This is a genomic window from Cycloclasticus sp. P1 (assembly GCF_000299965.1).
In the GTDB taxonomy this organism is placed as follows: Bacteria; Pseudomonadota; Gammaproteobacteria; order Methylococcales; family Cycloclasticaceae; genus Cycloclasticus; species Cycloclasticus pugetii.
In genome coordinates, this window is record NC_018697.1 from 420,846 (window position 1) to 436,449 (window position 15,604).

The 15,604-nt window shown below is 41.3% G+C and carries 19 protein-coding genes; 10 read left to right on the forward strand and 9 right to left on the reverse strand.

All coding sequences use genetic code 11. The features are described 5' to 3' along the window. Window positions 1–6: 6 nt before the first annotated feature. Window positions 7–399 carry an RNA-binding S4 domain-containing protein gene (locus tag Q91_RS02050; protein ID WP_015005219.1) on the reverse strand — a complete coding sequence of 131 codons (393 nt, stop codon included), beginning with the start codon at window positions 397–399 and terminating at the stop codon, window positions 7–9. A 7-nt stretch (window positions 400–406) separates the two neighbouring features. Further along, a complete protein-coding gene (gene grxC / locus Q91_RS02055; protein WP_020933044.1) occupies window positions 407–658 on the reverse strand; it encodes a glutaredoxin 3 in 252 nt (83 codons plus the stop codon). A gap of 155 nt (window positions 659–813) precedes the next feature. Here grxC and Q91_RS02060 point away from each other — a divergent pair, with 155 nt between their 5' ends. The 7 genes from Q91_RS02060 (at window position 814) to Q91_RS02090 (ending at window position 6,288) form a co-directional block, all read left to right on the forward strand. Then, window positions 814–1,131 carry a cytochrome c gene (locus Q91_RS02060; RefSeq protein ID WP_015005221.1) on the forward strand — a complete coding sequence of 106 codons (318 nt, stop codon included), beginning with the start codon at window positions 814–816 and terminating at the stop codon, window positions 1,129–1,131. A 30-nt stretch (window positions 1,132–1,161) separates the two neighbouring features. After that, on the forward strand, window positions 1,162–1,491 hold the full coding sequence (locus Q91_RS02065; RefSeq protein ID WP_015005222.1) for a cytochrome c: 330 nt from the start codon (window positions 1,162–1,164) through the stop codon (window positions 1,489–1,491). Between the two features lie 80 nt (window positions 1,492–1,571). Then, a complete protein-coding gene (locus Q91_RS02070) occupies window positions 1,572–1,937 on the forward strand; it encodes a toxin-antitoxin system YwqK family antitoxin (protein WP_015005223.1) in 366 nt (121 codons plus the stop codon). 93 nt (window positions 1,938–2,030) lie between these two features. Then, window positions 2,031–3,755, forward strand: coding sequence for an alpha/beta hydrolase (locus Q91_RS02075; protein WP_015005224.1), 1,725 nt, complete (start codon window positions 2,031–2,033; stop codon window positions 3,753–3,755). A 113-nt stretch (window positions 3,756–3,868) separates the two neighbouring features. Beyond that, a complete protein-coding gene (locus Q91_RS02080) occupies window positions 3,869–4,063 on the forward strand; it encodes a DUF1289 domain-containing protein (protein WP_223253188.1) in 195 nt (64 codons plus the stop codon). 97 nt (window positions 4,064–4,160) lie between these two features. After that, a complete protein-coding gene (locus Q91_RS02085) occupies window positions 4,161–4,544 on the forward strand; it encodes a DUF6394 family protein (protein WP_015005226.1) in 384 nt (127 codons plus the stop codon). Window positions 4,545–4,554: 10 nt separating this feature from the next. After that, window positions 4,555–6,288: a TrkA family potassium uptake protein gene (locus Q91_RS02090; protein ID WP_015005227.1), complete on the forward strand. Its 1,734-nt coding sequence runs from the start codon at window positions 4,555–4,557 to the stop codon at window positions 6,286–6,288. Window positions 6,289–6,375: 87 nt separating this feature from the next. Here Q91_RS02090 and Q91_RS02095 read toward each other — a convergent pair whose 3' ends face one another. Beyond that, window positions 6,376–7,242: an alpha/beta fold hydrolase gene (locus Q91_RS02095; RefSeq protein WP_238538352.1), complete on the reverse strand. Its 867-nt coding sequence runs from the start codon at window positions 7,240–7,242 to the stop codon at window positions 6,376–6,378. A gap of 82 nt (window positions 7,243–7,324) precedes the next feature. Between Q91_RS02095 and bktB the strand changes: the two genes are divergently transcribed. After that, entirely contained in the window at window positions 7,325–8,512 is a 1,188-nt protein-coding gene (bktB, locus tag Q91_RS02100; RefSeq protein WP_015005229.1) for a beta-ketothiolase BktB, read from the forward strand. A 63-nt stretch (window positions 8,513–8,575) separates the two neighbouring features. On the opposite strand, the gene ispH is transcribed toward bktB, so the two are convergent. From ispH to Q91_RS02120, 4 genes are all read right to left on the reverse strand, one after another. Next, window positions 8,576–9,514, reverse strand: a complete 939-nt coding sequence (gene ispH / locus Q91_RS02105) for a 4-hydroxy-3-methylbut-2-enyl diphosphate reductase (protein ID WP_015005230.1) — start codon at window positions 9,512–9,514, stop codon at window positions 8,576–8,578. Then, window positions 9,515–10,081, reverse strand: coding sequence for a cob(I)yrinic acid a,c-diamide adenosyltransferase (locus Q91_RS02110; RefSeq protein ID WP_015005231.1), 567 nt, complete (start codon window positions 10,079–10,081; stop codon window positions 9,515–9,517). Window positions 10,082–10,084: 3 nt separating this feature from the next. After that, complete coding sequence (rraA, locus tag Q91_RS02115) at window positions 10,085–10,564, reverse strand: ribonuclease E activity regulator RraA (RefSeq protein ID WP_015005232.1); 480 nt, start codon at window positions 10,562–10,564, stop codon at window positions 10,085–10,087. Between the two features lie 267 nt (window positions 10,565–10,831). Further along, window positions 10,832–11,263 carry a hypothetical protein gene (locus Q91_RS02120; protein WP_015005233.1) on the reverse strand — a complete coding sequence of 144 codons (432 nt, stop codon included), beginning with the start codon at window positions 11,261–11,263 and terminating at the stop codon, window positions 10,832–10,834. An 84-nt stretch (window positions 11,264–11,347) separates the two neighbouring features. Here Q91_RS02120 and Q91_RS02125 point away from each other — a divergent pair, with 84 nt between their 5' ends. Then, complete coding sequence (locus Q91_RS02125; protein WP_041230475.1) at window positions 11,348–12,109, forward strand: hypothetical protein; 762 nt, start codon at window positions 11,348–11,350, stop codon at window positions 12,107–12,109. Window positions 12,110–12,181: 72 nt separating this feature from the next. Continuing rightward, window positions 12,182–13,225 (forward strand): rhodanese-like domain-containing protein, encoded by a 1,044-nt coding sequence (locus Q91_RS02130; RefSeq protein WP_015005235.1) that lies wholly within the window; start codon window positions 12,182–12,184, stop codon window positions 13,223–13,225. 116 nt (window positions 13,226–13,341) lie between these two features. On the opposite strand, the gene panD is transcribed toward Q91_RS02130, so the two are convergent. Then, window positions 13,342–13,722: an aspartate 1-decarboxylase gene (gene panD, locus Q91_RS02135; protein WP_015005236.1), complete on the reverse strand. Its 381-nt coding sequence runs from the start codon at window positions 13,720–13,722 to the stop codon at window positions 13,342–13,344. A 123-nt stretch (window positions 13,723–13,845) separates the two neighbouring features. Then, the gene (locus tag Q91_RS02140; protein ID WP_015005237.1) at window positions 13,846–15,594 is read right to left on the reverse strand and encodes a mechanosensitive ion channel family protein; all 1,749 of its coding nucleotides are present in this window, start codon (window positions 15,592–15,594) and stop codon (window positions 13,846–13,848) included. Window positions 15,595–15,604 lie beyond the last annotated feature (10 nt).

Genomic DNA, 15,604 nt, shown 5'->3' on the forward strand with positions numbered 1-15,604 from the left:
GCTGTATTAATCCGTTTGTTTAAATCGGTGAATTTGCCGTCGCTGTTTTTTATTAGGCCGTTCAGAGCGAGGCATAGAGGCGTTCATGTCTTTATTGAGTGCTTTCAGCGCTTGACGTTGTTGAAGGCTTTCATCGCTTTCTTTGTACAAAAGGACGGCTTCTTTGGCGGGGCGACGTTGAGGGTTTAAGCCGACAATCTTAACCGTCCATTGATAACCAGCCTTATGGATTTGCAGGCTATCATCAATGCGAACTTCTTTACTGGGTTTGCTTCGTTGACCGTTGAGGTGGATTTTTCCACCTGAAATCGCTTCGGTGGCGAGCCGTCGTGTCTTAAAAAAACGAGCAGCCCATAACCAAGTATCTAAACGCTGTTTTGTTAGAACGTTTTCAGTCACTAGATAATTAAGCGAGTAACTCGTCTAGTTTTCCGCGACTTTCTAAATCGTAAATTTCTGTGCAATCACCAACGTGTTTGTCACCATTAAAAATTTGCGGAACGGTAGAGCGCTGACTTTTTTGTATCATTTCAGCTCTTTTGTTTGGGTCATTTGCAATGGAAATTTCAGTAAATGGAATGTTTTTATTATTTAACAAACGTTTAGCCTGAGTGCAATAAGGACATAAAGAAGAAGTGTATATAGTGATCTTGGACATAGGAGGTCGATAGCGTTAAATTAATTTCAGTTAATTTTAACAGATTTGGAAGGGAAATCTGTTGGATTAACGGGTTTATGCTAGCGCTATGGGCCTGTTTTCAGTAGAATCACGGGATGTTAAAGAATTAATAAAATCATAGAGAGAAAGAGTCAATGAAGCGATTATTAGTAAGTTTATTGGTGTTGGGAATGGCGTTTTCTGTAACGGCAAACGCAGCGGGTGATGTTGCCGCTGGAACAATTAAAGGGCAAACCTGCCTTGGTTGTCACGGTGTGGAAAATTACAACAATGCGTATCCAACCTATCATGTGCCAAGATTGGGTGGTCAGCATGCTGGCTATCTGGTAACTGCCATGAAAGCCTATAAAAACGGTACACGCACTCATGCCACCATGCATGGTAATGTGGCTGATTTATCAGAGCAAGATATGCAAGATATTGCGGCATATTTTGAGCAAGACGGAAAATAAACGTTAATATTAAAGATCACGAGGAAGAAAATGAAACAATTAAATAAGATGATTTTTACCGTATTGCTTACTGTGGTATCTGTCAGTGCTATAGCAGCGGGTGATATTCAAGCAGGCAAAGAAAAGTCAACAGCCTGTGCAGCATGCCACGGTGTAAGTGGGGTGAGTGCTAGCCCGATGTTTCCTACTATTGCTGGGCAACATGCAGATTATATGGTTCATACGTTAAAAGGATATCAATCGGGGCTACGTAATGACCCTATTATGCGAGCTTCAGTTGCGGCGCTGACTGAAGAGGATATCGTTGATTTAGCAGCTTATTTTGCCAGTCAAGAAGGCTTGAAAACACTGAAAAAATAAGACTTAAATTTAAAATTAGTAGATACAAAAAACGCGCATTCTTGCGCGTTTTTTGTATCTATAAAATATAAGGATAGACAATGAGTCAAGACGTTAGCGTGAAACTTAAGCACAATAATGATGGGAAGCTCATAGAGGAGTGTGAATACCTCGGTGAGGTTATGCATGGAAAGCGAACAATTTGGCACCCCTCTGGCGTGAAAATTTCTGAAACAGATTTTATTCAAGGTGTTATGCAAGGCCATCATACATCATGGTATTTAACAGGGCATATTGCACTAACCGCAACTGTTGCACAGGGTAATTATCATGGCCTCTTTACTGCGTATTGGCCAAACGGCGAAATGCGTGAACAAGGTCATTTTGATAAGGGGGAGCGAACGGGTGTATTTAAATCTTGGTCTGATAATGGTGAACTATTAGCTGAAAAAAACTATGATCAATAAAATTCCGTTGTAGCCATTTTCTGGTAAAGGGCGAAAAAAAAGCATACAATGATGCAACGCAATAAAATGATTAATTAAATTGGAGGCGGGCAAATGGATGATAAATCCCCACAAGAAATATTTGAGAAAATGGCGGAAAAAGGCCATAACATGTTTAAAGATTTTTCAGCGGCGGAATCAAAAGAAATGTTGTCTCAGTTTGGGAATGCATGGAATACAATTGTTACACGTGCCATGGAGAGTCCTGAAGAGTGGGTGAAAACGATGTCTGGTTTTTACCAAGATCAATTTAACCTCTGGATTAATATGTTTAATCCAGCGAGTCAATCTACAGTTCATCCAGAGCGCGGCGACCGTCGTTTCTCAGGTGATGAATGGGAAGAAAGCCCCGTTCATAATTACTTGAAGCAGTCCTATTTATTATCGAGCCGTTGGCTAACAGGCTTGGTTGAAAACTCAACGCTGGATGAGAAAACTAAGCAAAAGTGCGATTTTTACACGCGCCAATTTATTGATGCGATGTCGCCATCTAATTTTGCCTTAACGAACCCAGAAGTGTTGAAAGAAACCATAGAGTCTAATGGTCAGAATTTGGTTGCAGGGCTTGAAAACCTAATGTCTGATATAGATAAAGGGCGTATCAGCATGACCGATGAGTCAAAGTTTACATTAGGTGAAAACTTGGCGACTACACCCGGCTCGGTGGTGTTTGAAAACAAGCTGATTCAATTGGTTCACTTTAAGCCGATGACTGAGAAAGTGAATGAGCGTCCTATTTTAATTATTCCGCCATGCATTAATAAATATTATATTCTTGATTTGTCTGAACATAATTCATATGTTCGTTACTGTTTAGAACAAGGCAATGATGTTTATATTATCTCTTGGAGAAACCCAGATGAGTCCTTGGGTGATGTTACTTGGGATGAATATATTTCTGTTGGGACAATACCTGCTATTGATGCAGTGAAAGAAATTTCTGGTGCGAAGAAAATCAATGCGGTTTCTTGGTGTATAGGTGGCACGATGTTAGCGACAACAATGTCTGTGTTGGCTTCAAAACGCAAAAAGCCAATAGCAACAGCAACATTTTTTACAACCTTATTAGATTTTTCTGACCCGGGCGAATTGGGTGTATTTATCGATGAGTCACAGGTTCAACAACATGAACACAAACTAAAAGAAGGCGGTGTCATGCCGGGTAAGCAACTGGCATCAACCTTTGCAATGCTACGTGCGAATGACCTTGTATGGAGTTATGTTGTTAATAACTACCTAAAAGGTAAAACGCCACCTCCATTCGATATTTTATTTTGGAATGGTGATTCAACTAATATGACATCTGCGATGTACACATGGTATTTGCGCAATATGTATTTAGAAAATAATTTGGCAAAACCGGGTGGTGTTGAACTTTGTGGTGTTAAGGTTGATTTAGGGAAGATTGATTGTCCTGTGTATTTCTTGTCGGCTATTGAAGATCATATTGCTCCGTGGAAAACTACGTTTATTGGTACAGAGTTGGTTAAATCTGAGTCGATAGAATTTGTTTTGGCGGCAAGTGGTCATGTGGCGGGTGTTATTAACCCTGCGAGTAAAAACAAACGTCATTTCTGGAAAGACGGTGAGCTGGGTAAAGGGCCTGAGCATTGGTTAGAGTCAGCGGAGGAAGTGCCAGGAAGCTGGTGGCCACATTGGGATGCGTGGTTGAAAGCTAATGGTAATAAAACAGTAGATGCCCCCTCTCAATTAGGGACAGATAAATACCCAGAGTTAGAACCTGCACCGGGGTCATTTGTTATGGCGAAAGCCAGTTAGCGTTAAGTTTTATTGAAGCTTCACCTGACAACTTAGCTTAGCTATGTGATTATAGAAGCCACCGTTTATACGGTGGCTTTTTCATGTGTAAAAAAGAAACGATTGGAGTGGTTATGAAATCCCCTTGTGTCAGGCAGTGTACGTTAAATGAAAACGACATGTGTCTTGGTTGTGGGCGAATGCTTGGTGAAATCACATCATGGGTATCTTTTTCGGAGCAAAAACGTGCTGAGGTTATGACGCAGTGTCAGAATCGTTTGCAGGCATTAAAAACATGGAAGCCGGGTTTAGTCGATCAAAAGAAGTGAGGTGGCTGGTAAATGAATTAACCCTCAATAGGCCCTTGATTACCTAAACCTTAGGGGTAAACTAATTGACTTATATAATATAGATTGGAGGGTTTGCATGAATGCCGAAAAAGTTGTTTTCAGTTTCTTTATTGTTTTAGCGCTGACACTGAATTTTGGTTTTTTTCTGGGTAAGTTGGGCAACCCAACAGACCATAATATCTATGTGCTATTCGCTACAATTTTCGTTAACCTTGTTGCGATGGGCTTGAAACTGGGAGATCGTTCGCAAGTGGGTGCTGTTTTATTGTCGACAAGTATAGTCGCTAATTTACAATTACTTGCAGGGGCCTTCGTGTGGGGTTATGTAACACAAATTTCAGAGACTGGATTGACGGCAGACAATACCTCAGTGATTGTTTCATTATCGGGTGGTGCATTGGTTGCTAACATTGTTTCTGTGGTGATGCTGGTGTCAGAAACACTTATGTCACGACGTTAAAAGTACGACTATGTCAGGCTCATCACTGGGTAGAGTATCGTTCATCGTGCTGCGCCATATGCGTACACCGATTATTATTTTTATATCTGTGTATGCTTTGTGCATTTTAGGGATGGTGTTAGTGCCCGGTCTGCCGGATGCAAATGGCCAAACGACGTATATGTCATTTTTCCATGCGTATTATTTCCTTGCGTATACCGCTACAACAACAGGGTTTGGGGAATTACCTAGGCCCTTTAGTGATGCACAAAGAATATGGGCAATTTGCTGCTTATATATTAGTGTTATTACTTGGCTGTATACGGTTGGGAAAATAATTTCTTTATTAAAGAACCCCTATCTATATTCGGCTTTTGCTGAAGAGAAATTTATACGAGCGGTTAGAAAAAAAAGTAGAGATTATTATTTGGTGTGTGGCTTTGGAGATACAGGCAGTCTCTTATTGCGTGGTTTGACCAATGCAGGCTTTTCCGCTGTTGTTTTAGAGTTGGACAATGAACGTATTAAAGCGCTCGATTTGCGTAACTATAAATCCAAGGTATTGGGGCTTTGCGCAGACGCAACGGTACCGCGCTATTTGCTAGATGCTGGTATTGAAAGGGATAAGTGTATCGGTGTCTTAATTTTGTCCAATGATGAAGAAGCTAATTTAAAAGTAGCTGTGTCGGCAAGAATATTAAGGCCTGATATTAAAATTATTTGTCGTTCAACCTCCGCAGAAAATGAGAGTGAAATTTTAGCCATTGGTGGGGACACGCATGTTGTTGATCCATTTCGTGTTTTTGCAAGTTACCTCAGCTTAATCATTTATAACCCCACCGTACATACATTGAATGAATGGATGTCAGGAGAGCCAGGGGCAACATTGGATCGCAATATTTGCCCACTGAAAGCAGGTCGGTGGATTTTGTGTGGGCATGGTCGGATGGGGCAAATTGTTTATAAGAAACTCTGTGAAAAAGGGATTGATCTGACGGTAGTCGAACCACTGGTTGAAAATGTTGAGGAGATTGCCGATCACGCTGTCCTAGGAAGAGCAAACTTAGAAAACTTAAATAAAGCAGGGCTGAAGGGCTGTGTGGGTTTAGTCGCCGGTACAGACAACGATACGTTCAACTTAAGCATGGTACATCAAGCGAATAGGGAAAACCCATCGCTGTTTTCTATCGTCAGGCAAAACAGACATGTTAACGAAGTGCTGTTTAAAAAAGCAGATGTAGACTATATTTTGCAACCCAGTTTAGTCATCGCTCGAATGGTTTTATTTATGCTGATGGCGCCATTATTGAAATCCTTTTTTGCACACCTTAGGTTATTGTATGAGAATGACCCCTCAAAACTTGCAGATATAACCAATAGACTCGCACTAGAGGTAGGCGGCAATTTTCCAGCCATCAGGACGTATATTCTTGATAAGAAAACAGCCCCTGCGGTGTGTGCCAAGCTATCAAATAATGGCGAGGTTAGTTTAGGTGATATTTACAAAAAACCATCGAACAGAGAAAACGCGTTAAAAATGGTTCCGTTGGTTCTTCGTCGGGGGAAGGTGATTAAAGTATTACCTGCCAATGATTTGCAGTTAAGAGTGAATGATGAAATATTATTTTGTATGCAGCCAAAAGAAAAAATATTTCTAGAGTCTAACTTGTCCAATAGATATACCCTAGAGTACTTGTTAACAGGGAAAGATCCAGCGCGAGGTTATTTGTTTAAATGGCTGGAAAGAAAAAACATAGTGAGTTAACCGTGTTTAGAGTATAAAGATAGTAGCCCTGCTCAAACGATAAAGCTGTTTGGTTCGGCTTTATACCCAAAGGGGCATAAGTCTCTCTCAAACGATAAAGCTGTTTGGTTCGGCTTTATCAAGCCATTGTTCAATTGAGTGAATATCAGCATTATTCATGAGTGCTGGAGAGTGGGCTGTATTCGGTATTTCTAAAAACTCAGCGTTAGGGTGTTGTTCAAGCATTTGTTCAGTTGTTGAGCGTGCTAACAGGTCAGAGTTTTCGCCGCGAATAATCAAGGCTCGCTGCTGAATATTATTCCATATAGGCCATAAATCGATATCCTCAATGGGCTGATGGTTAAAGGCGAGAGAAATATCGGGGTCATAATTAAGCGTTATTTGCCCATTATCTAATTTCTTTTGCCCATAACGTAACAAATGCTTCCATTGTTCATCGCTTAGGTCTCCAAAGCCAGCGTAGGTGGTTCGCATATAGTTCTCAAGCTCTTGGGCTGTATCATAATAAGGTAGTTTGCCAACATAGTTAGCGATACGAATTAAGGCGGCCTTAGGGATAAACGGGCCAACATCATTGAGGATTAACGATTTAATGGGTGAGTTTTCCAACGAGGCGAGCATCATGCCTAATAGGCCACCCATTGAGGTGCCTAGCCAATCAATTTTGTTGGCACCTGTTCGAGCAATAATCATTAAAGCATCTACGATATATTGTTTGTAATCATAGGCTGATTTATCGTTTAACCAATCACTTTCACCACGGCCGGGTAAATCAAAACAGATGACTCTACGTTCAGTAGATAGTTTATTAGCCAGTGCATCAAAATCATGCTTGTTACGTGTTAAACCATGCGAACAAACAAGAATATTAGGGTTATCTTTGTTACCCCAATCGGTGTAAGCAAGGTGGTGTAAGCCTTCAGTGGAACAGCTAGTAAGGTATTGAGTTTTCATGTTATTTGATGATTTATTGTTGCGATGCATCTATAATCGAACTGTTGTTTTATAAAGCATAACCTAAAATTTGGAGAGAAGCATGAGTGAAGTAAGAGAGGTTGTCGTACTAAGCGCTGTCAGAACTGCGATTGGTGATTTTGGTGGAAGTTTAAAAACCGTAGAGCCGAGCACCTTAGCGGCCATTACGCTCAAGGAAAGTGTTGCCAGATCAGGTATTGAACCTGCAGAGGTTGGTATGGTGGTGATGGGTACGGTTGTTCCTGAAGAAGAGAGGGCGCCTTATACTGCTCGAATTGCACAAATTGAAGCGGGTATTCCTTGTGAAACATCTTGTGTTGCGGTCAACAGGCTCTGTGGCAGTGGTATGCAAGCTATTGTGGATGCTGCGCAAGGGATTATGCTAGGTGATTATGACGTTGCCATTGGTGCCGGTGTTGAATCAATGAGTAACTCCTTGTACGCCTTACCTGGCGCTCGTTGGGGGCAAAAAATGGGTGCTGGTCAAATGATTGATTTAATGATCTCCGCATTAACTGATCCATTTGGAACAGGTCATATGGGGATGACGGCTGAAAACTTAGCAGATAAATACAATATTTCTCGAGAAGACCAAGACGCATTAGCCGTAACGAGTCATCAAAATGCAGCGCGTGCACAAGCAGAAGGTCGTTTTGATAGTCAAATTGTTCCAGTAGAAATTAAAACGCGTAAGGGTGTGACGGTCTTTGATAAAGACGAGCATGTTCGTCCTGATATCAGCGTTGAGAAGTTATCTGGTATGCGCCCAGCCTTTAAGAAAGACGGTAGCATCACAGCGGGTAATGCATCGGGCATTAACGATGCGTCGTCTGCAATGGTATTGATGGCTAAAGAGGCAGCAGAAGCGCGTGGTTTAAAACCGATGGCAAAATTAGTGGCTTACTCCCATGCTGGTGTTGAACCAGAAATTATGGGGATTGGCCCTGTACCTGCTGTTGAGAAAATTTTAGCGGCAACAGGTTTGACGATTGGCGATATTGATGTGTTTGAGGTGAATGAAGCGTTTGCTGCCCAGGCGTTAAGCGTTTGTCGAGAACTTGACCTTCCAATGGATAAGGTGAATGTTAACGGAAGTGGGATTTCATTAGGTCACCCAATCGGGGCATCTGCAAATATTATTGTTGTAAAAGCACTGCATGAATTAGAGCGTGTTCAAGGCAAATACGCATTGGCTACTTTGTGTATTGGTGGTGGGCAAGGTATTGCGACTCTTTGGGAACGCATGTAGTTTAATAGCGTTAGACATAAAAAAACGGGCTCTAAGCCCGTTTTTTTATGTCTAAAAAGAACATTATTTTTGTAGAGCTTTAGGTAAGGAAAATGTTACTTTTTCTTGAATACCAGGGGTTTCAAGAGCTGTTTCACCACCCCAGCATTTAAGTTGATCGATGACTCGTTGAACGAGTTCTTCAGGTGCGGAGGCTCCCGCTGTTACGCCGATACTGTGTACGCCTTCTAGCCAACGCTTATCAATATCCTCTGAGCCATCAATCAGGTAAGCAGGCTTGCCAAGTTTTTCAGCAATTTCGCGAAGCCTGTTTGAGTTTGAACTATTCGGTGAGCCAACGACTAATACTAAATCTGATTTTTCGGCGAGTTCTTTGACCGCATCTTGGCGGTTTTGTGTGGCATAACAAATATCGCTTTTTTTAGGACCAGTAATATGTGGGAATTTATCACGTAAAGCATCAATAATTGAACTGGTATCATCCATTGAAAGGGTTGTCTGTGTCACATAGGAAAGCCCTTTATTTGCTGGTATTTCTAATGACTCTACATCCTCAGGGGATTCTACGAGGATAATTCGAACATCTGGGTTTTGTTGTTCATAGCGTCCCATTGTGCCTTCTACTTCTGGATGGCCTTTGTGTCCAATGAGGATAACGCAACGGCCTTTTTTTGCATTACTAACAACTTCCATATGGACTTTAGTTACCAAGGGGCAGGTCGCATCAAAAACATTTAATTGACGGCGTTTTGCTTCGTCTTCTACTGCTTTAGAGACGCCGTGAGCGCTAAAGATAACAGTTGAGTCATCGGGGACTTCGTTAAGCTCTTCAACAAAAATGGCGCCTCTTTTCTTTAAATTCTCTACCACAAAACGGTTATGTACGACTTCGTGTCGAACGTATATGGGTGAACCGAGTAATTCAAGTGCGCGCTCGACGATCTCAATGGCACGGTCAACACCGGCGCAGAAACCACGAGGATTAGCTAAAAATATTTGCATTTACTGCTTACCTTTTTCTGGTTGGCGATTTTTATCCCAGAGGATTTCTGATTGGCCGTCTTGGCGGGCCAGTACTCGGCATAAAACGAATAATAAATCGGATAGTCTGTTGAGGTATTTTATAACGGGTGGATTGATTTTTTCTTCTCGCATTAGGCGCACAACAATTCGCTCAGATCGCCTGCATACGGTTCTTGCAATATGGCAGCTTGCTGCTGCGAGATTACCACCGGGTAAAATAAACTCTTTTAAGGCGGGTAGTGTTGCATTATGTTCGTCTAGAACTTTTTCGAGCAAATCCGTGTGGCTGTCGTTGATAGCGCTATAACCTGGCACGCATAATTCACTGCCTAGGTCAAAAAGATCGTGTTGTATGTCCAGCAGTTGAGCGGCTATCTTTTTTTCTATGCCGAAGGCAATCACTAGGCCAATTTGACTGTTCAATTCGTCAACAGTGCCATATGCCTCAACACGTAGTGAGTCTTTATCTACCCGAGTACCATCGCCTAAGCCAGTGGTGCCAGCATCACCAGTTCGGGTGTAAATTTTAGAAAGCCGATGTCCCATAAATTAAAGTAGAGCCTTTTTTGAAAGAATAATGCCATCCTCGTCTGCATAAAGGTAGTGGCCAGGGTTAAAAGTGACGCCAGCAAAGGTGACAGGAATGTTTTTATCTCCCCAGCCCTTTTTAATACTTTTTAGAGGGTTGGTTTGTAATGCACGTACTCCAATGGGCATTTTATTTATATCAACGGAATCTCGAATGCAGCCATAGATAATGACACCACTCCAGCCATTTTGGTGCCCCATTTCAGCAAGCATGTCGCCAAGCAAAGCGCAACGTAAAGAACCCCCACCATCTACGACTAAAACATCGCCGTTTACTTTTTGGGATAGCATTTCACGAACGAATACATTGTCTTCGAAGATTTTTACCGTTTGAATAGTGCCATTAAAGGTTTTATGACCACCAAAAGACTGAAACATGGGGGTCGCAATCTGCAGGTTATCTGAATAGTCATCACATAGGTCTGCTGTTTTAAAAGTCATGATTTTTAACTCGTAGAGTATACTTTTAAGCATTATAAACCAGTTCTTTTTATCAGCAGAGATACTTTGTATCGAGTGTGATAAATATGAGGGGCTCTTTTTGGAGAAAGCACATGAAAGCTAAATGATTAGGTTATGATATTTGACTAAGAGTGTTTTTTATACGAATGGGTATAGCAATGCAGTTAACAATAGATTCGTTAAGCGTAAAAGAAAGGAAAACACAGAAATTGAAAGGGGGGTATTTTGTCGCGTTGAACAGACAGGCTAATGCCTATGTTGTACCCAATTACTAGACCGACGGTCTGAATGTGAACGTCGATCTGATACTTCTTCAAACCTAATACTGCCACGGCGGTCATTAGTTCTGCGGCGCTGATAAACGGGCCTTCTTTTTTCGACTAAACCCACATGTTTACAATGGCATATTTTTTTTGAGCAGTCGTCTAACGGCAAGGCGGGAACGCTATTGATAGGGAAGTGCTTTTTACGAAGGGCTAGAACAGAGGTGCAGCAATTTTTTTCATCGCGGGGTTCAATATAAAAACCCCAGTATTTTTTTGAATCAATCATTGATTGAATTCGCTGTTGTTGACGTTCTGTCGAGGTGTTTGCTTTTGAAGAGGTGTGTGGTGTTTTCTTTTTGTAGTAAACGAGTGCTAACACCACTAATGTAAGAAGAATGAAAGCTAATAACATAGGCGAAGCCCCGTTAACTAAAGAGGTACAATTATATGATCTTTAATGGAGAGTGCAAATTTTTAAAATACTTTGCATAGTAATATGAAATTAATCAGGATTATATTGTTATTACTGATCCTTGTTTTTGTCGCTTTTTATAGCAAATTGCAACGTCTTGATACCATGGCTTGGATTAAACCATTAGAGGTATCTATTTACCCTATTAATGCTGGCGGGGACGTATTAACAGGTCAATATATTAATGCCTTAACGGCTCAAGACTTTCTCAGTCTAAATCAGTTTTTCAAGGTGCAATGGGCGACATATAGGGAATTTGATGCGGACCCTGTCGTTATCACACTAAAGCCAGAAATCATGCAGCAACCACCCTTTCCACCAACAGATGGTAATATATTAAAGGTGATTTTCTGGAGTCTACGCTTACGGTTTTGGTCATACCAACAGGCTGTCGATAGTCATAGAAACACAGTGAATATTTTTGTGCGTTATCATCCAGTCAATGCTAATCAGCCGTTAGCACATTCGTTGGGTTTGCAAAAAGGTTTGATTGGCGTGGTCAATGCGTATGCTTCAGCTGAGTATGATGAGCAGAATAATTTGGTTATTGCACATGAGTTATTGCATACAGTGGGCGCGTCGGATAAATATAGTTTAACAACGGGGCAGCCGAGTTACCCAAGTGGTTTTGCATCACCTAATCTGCGCTATCGTCAGTCAAAGGCCGAGATAATGGCGGGTAAGATTCCAATCAATGAAGACGAGTCAATTATGCCAGAGTCGTTAAAACAATCTGTGATAGGTGTAGAAACAGCGAGAGAGATAGGATGGATTAACGCTAATTGATGAGATAAATCATGGATTGATATAAGTCATTAATATAAGGTAATAGACAATTAGAATAAAAGGGGTTGTATTATGTTTTTTCAAGAATTAAATAATATCAACTGTAAGACATATTTAATAGCGGACTTAGATGCTGGGCAGGCCGCTATCATTGACCCGGTTGATAGCTATATAGATCGCTACCTTGCGATATTAGCCTATCACCGCCTTACATTAAAATTTGTCGCAGATACGCATACGCATGCCGACCATCGTTCAGCCTGTACAGCCCTTAGGCGATTAACGAACTGCCTTGTGATGATGCATGAGCTATCACCACAACCAACAGTAGATAAGCGCTATATTGATGGTGATGAGTTAACGGTTGGTAATATACATATTAAAGTGCTGCATACCCCGGGGCATACTCCAGATAGCGTTAGTTTCTATGTTAATGATGACAGGGTTTTAACGGGCGATGTTATTTTGATCCAAGGCACAGGGCGGTCAGATTTTGCTGGTGGAAATGCTGGTGATCAATATGACTCTATTACGGATAAAATTTTTACTCTGCCTGATAAAACCTTATTATTCCCTGCGCATGATTACCGTGGCAATACAGAAACAACGGTTGGTTTAGAGAAGGCAACAAATCCGCGAATAGCGGGGAAAACGCGCGAGGAATATATCGAGATTATGGATAATTTGAACCTGCCACTTCCTGAAAAAATTCAAGAAGTTTTACAGATCAACCAAAGCGAGGTCGATGATGACCTTATTAAATTTCCAATGATTGCAGAGTTAAATCAAGTATTACAAATGGAACCCGCCGCGGTAAAAAATCGACTCGAAGAAACCACCGATAACTGCGTAATTATTGATGTAAGGGAGGACTCTGAATTCACTGGTGAGCTTGGGCATATAGCCGGTAGTCGTTTAATGCCAATGCGCTCATTACCTAAAGTAATAGAAGACTTGGAGCCACTTAAAAAGAAAGAAGTTATCTTAGTGTGTCGGTCAGGCGCTAGAAGTACGACTGCAGCCGCCATTTTAAAAGGGCTGGGGTTTCATAATGTTAAGAATATGAAAGGTGGCATGCTGGCGTGGAATAAGCTTGCGTTTCCAGTTGAGCGATAACCGTTAAAGAACCTATTAAAAAGCAAATTGGTCGCTTATAGGCTTAAGTCCAAGTTGTTTATTAGGCATAAAAAAACCCGGTGAACTCTCACCGGGTTTTGCTCAATATGTTTGAACTATGCTGCCTGCACAGGAATGGCGTTTTTTGTTTCTTTAACGCCATTATTATCGTCAAGGTATACCAGGCAAGGTTTAAAGGTAGCCAGTTCTGCTTCGCTGTATTCTGAATAAGCGCAAATAATTAAAATATCGCCTTCTGTTGCGCGACGTGCAGCCGCACCATTAACAGAAATAATGCCGCTGTTATCTTCTGCTCTAATAGCATATGTAGTGAAGCGTTCGCCATTATTAACATTATAAATGTCAATTTGTTGGTACTCACGAATACCTGAAAGATCGAGTAGGCTTCCATCAATAGCACAGGATCCTTCATAATGAAGTTCGCTGTGAGTTACAGTAGCTCTATGTAACTTTGTTTGTAACATCGTAGAACGCATAAAAATAAGCTAGATTGACTAAATAGGAGGGGAATTATGCCTCATATGTCGTTTTTCATCAACAATAATGTGCATATGCAATAATTCTTTATAAATCATAGGGCTATAAAATTCAAATATTCGTTAGAACTTCACTGGCGGGGGTTTATTGTCTGGGTCTATCGATTGAGAAACAATGTCTTTTGCAGAGCGTTTGAATTGTTCTGACAGTGTATTTATAGAAGAGTCAGAAGGGACTGTCGTGCTTTCTTTGCTATTGTCAGCTACATCGTTTGGTGTTAATAAATGTAAGGTTTGTGTTGGGAATGCAATGTCAACATGCTGTGCTTTTGCCAGACGTAATATATCTAATAGAAAACGCTGACGCTCTCGTAATTCGGTACTCCAATCAGGCGTTTCCCAAAAGACATAAACAAGAACATCTAGCGAAGAGGCGCCCAGTGAATTGAGGTAAACATGAAAATAATCTTTTCTCATGTATGGGTGCAGTCTAATAATTTCTCTTACACCCTCGCAGAAGGCTTCAATTTTATCGGGAGGTGTATCGTACGTTAAGGCTACGTTACAGCTAAGTCGGCGATAGCGGCGCTGCCCCATATTGTCGACCTTTGCATTGATAAAAATAGCATTAGGCAGCGTAATAAGGGAATCATAAAAGGTGCGTATTTTGGTGCTTCGTAACCCCACTTCTTCGACGCTGCCCTCGATATCGTTAACGACGATCCAATCGCCATTATGGAAGGTTTGATCGAGAATAACCGTGATCGAGCCGAATAAGTTTTGTACGACATCTTTTGCAGCCAGAGCAAATGCTAAACCGCCAAGGCCTAAACTAGCCAGTAGGCTTGAAACGTTCAAATTTAAATTAGAAGCAATAAAGGTAATGCCTATGACAGTGACGAAAACTTTTAATGTTTTTCTAATAAGGGGAACAAGAACATCATCTACTTTATTGTCAGTTTTGCTGGCTTGGTAATGTAAATAGAGAGTGACGAAATCAACCAGTCTATAAGCACCCCAAACACCCGCAATGCCTGCGAGAACTTTAACGGCAACCAATAAAATAACCATTGCCTGTTCTGGCAGTGCAAGGAGGTTTAAACCAGCCCACCAAATAGCAGCCATGGCGAGCATCGCCAACGGCCTAAGCATATCTTCAGGTGCTTCTTTGAAGGCTGGCGTCTTAGTTTTTCTGCGGAAATTTAACACCATTAATTGCAGTGAGAAAGCGGCAACTTTGTCAGCGATAACGCCGAGCGCGATAGACAATAAAACCCCTAACCATTTCCAATTTTCAAGCAAGAAAGAGCGCGTTTTAAGGGTGTCGGGTAATTGCCGACGAAATTGAATATGCCAAGGAATAAACTGTGCGTTTTGATCCTCAACTTTTAGGGTTTTTTTAGACGCAAGTTGGTCAATAATGTTGGGGAGCGATGAAAGCGTTTCTTGGCTAAACAACCAACGATCATTGTATGACTTAACAATACTGATAGTGTCATTTTTGTATTGAGCAAAGACGTAGGGAGGGCCTGATTTATTATCTGGAATGTTCTCAAGCTTTACGATGCGGGTTTTATCAATGGCTTCAAGTAACATCCATGCTAGGTCACGGCCTTTTTCATCTCGAACCAGTGGGTTGATAGCTGATAAATCTAGTGTGCTGATGGCCTTATTAATTTTTTCTGGCTGACCACGTTTAATATCATTCATGCTGTGCAAGAATGTTGCAAAAGTATCCCTTGGCGAACTAAGGCCTAAGGCTTCTGCGCTGACCACCTGATGGTCATTGTCATGCTCTGTAGAGTCAGCGTTTTCTGCAAAGCAAAGGCTGGTGTTGAGAAGAAGTATAAGGGTCAGTAACGTATATTTCATGGTTAATAAT

Excerpts from the sequence above, each read along its gene's own strand:
- grxC (WP_020933044.1), bottom strand. The coding sequence starts at position 658 with ATGTCCAAGATCACTATATACACTTCTTCTTTATGTCCTTATTGCACT.
- Q91_RS02060 (WP_015005221.1), top strand. The coding sequence starts at position 814 with ATGAAGCGATTATTAGTAAGTTTATTGGTGTTGGGAATGGCGTTTTCT.
- Q91_RS02065 (WP_015005222.1), top strand. The coding sequence starts at position 1,162 with ATGAAACAATTAAATAAGATGATTTTTACCGTATTGCTTACTGTGGTA.
- Q91_RS02070 (WP_015005223.1), top strand. The coding sequence starts at position 1,572 with ATGAGTCAAGACGTTAGCGTGAAACTTAAGCACAATAATGATGGGAAG.
- Q91_RS02075 (WP_015005224.1), top strand. The coding sequence starts at position 2,031 with ATGGATGATAAATCCCCACAAGAAATATTTGAGAAAATGGCGGAAAAA.
- Q91_RS02080 (WP_223253188.1), top strand. The coding sequence starts at position 3,869 with ATGAAATCCCCTTGTGTCAGGCAGTGTACGTTAAATGAAAACGACATG.
- Q91_RS02085 (WP_015005226.1), top strand. The coding sequence starts at position 4,161 with ATGAATGCCGAAAAAGTTGTTTTCAGTTTCTTTATTGTTTTAGCGCTG.
- Q91_RS02090 (WP_015005227.1), top strand. The coding sequence starts at position 4,555 with ATGTCAGGCTCATCACTGGGTAGAGTATCGTTCATCGTGCTGCGCCAT.
- Q91_RS02095 (WP_238538352.1), bottom strand. The coding sequence starts at position 7,242 with ATGAAAACTCAATACCTTACTAGCTGTTCCACTGAAGGCTTACACCAC.
- bktB (WP_015005229.1), top strand. The coding sequence starts at position 7,325 with ATGAGTGAAGTAAGAGAGGTTGTCGTACTAAGCGCTGTCAGAACTGCG.
- ispH (WP_015005230.1), bottom strand. The coding sequence starts at position 9,514 with ATGCAAATATTTTTAGCTAATCCTCGTGGTTTCTGCGCCGGTGTTGAC.
- Q91_RS02110 (WP_015005231.1), bottom strand. The coding sequence starts at position 10,081 with ATGGGACATCGGCTTTCTAAAATTTACACCCGAACTGGTGATGCTGGC.
- rraA (WP_015005232.1), bottom strand. The coding sequence starts at position 10,564 with ATGACTTTTAAAACAGCAGACCTATGTGATGACTATTCAGATAACCTG.
- Q91_RS02120 (WP_015005233.1), bottom strand. The coding sequence starts at position 11,263 with ATGTTATTAGCTTTCATTCTTCTTACATTAGTGGTGTTAGCACTCGTT.
- Q91_RS02125 (WP_041230475.1), top strand. The coding sequence starts at position 11,348 with ATGAAATTAATCAGGATTATATTGTTATTACTGATCCTTGTTTTTGTC.
- Q91_RS02130 (WP_015005235.1), top strand. The coding sequence starts at position 12,182 with ATGTTTTTTCAAGAATTAAATAATATCAACTGTAAGACATATTTAATA.
- panD (WP_015005236.1), bottom strand. The coding sequence starts at position 13,722 with ATGCGTTCTACGATGTTACAAACAAAGTTACATAGAGCTACTGTAACT.
- Q91_RS02140 (WP_015005237.1), bottom strand. The coding sequence starts at position 15,594 with ATGAAATATACGTTACTGACCCTTATACTTCTTCTCAACACCAGCCTT.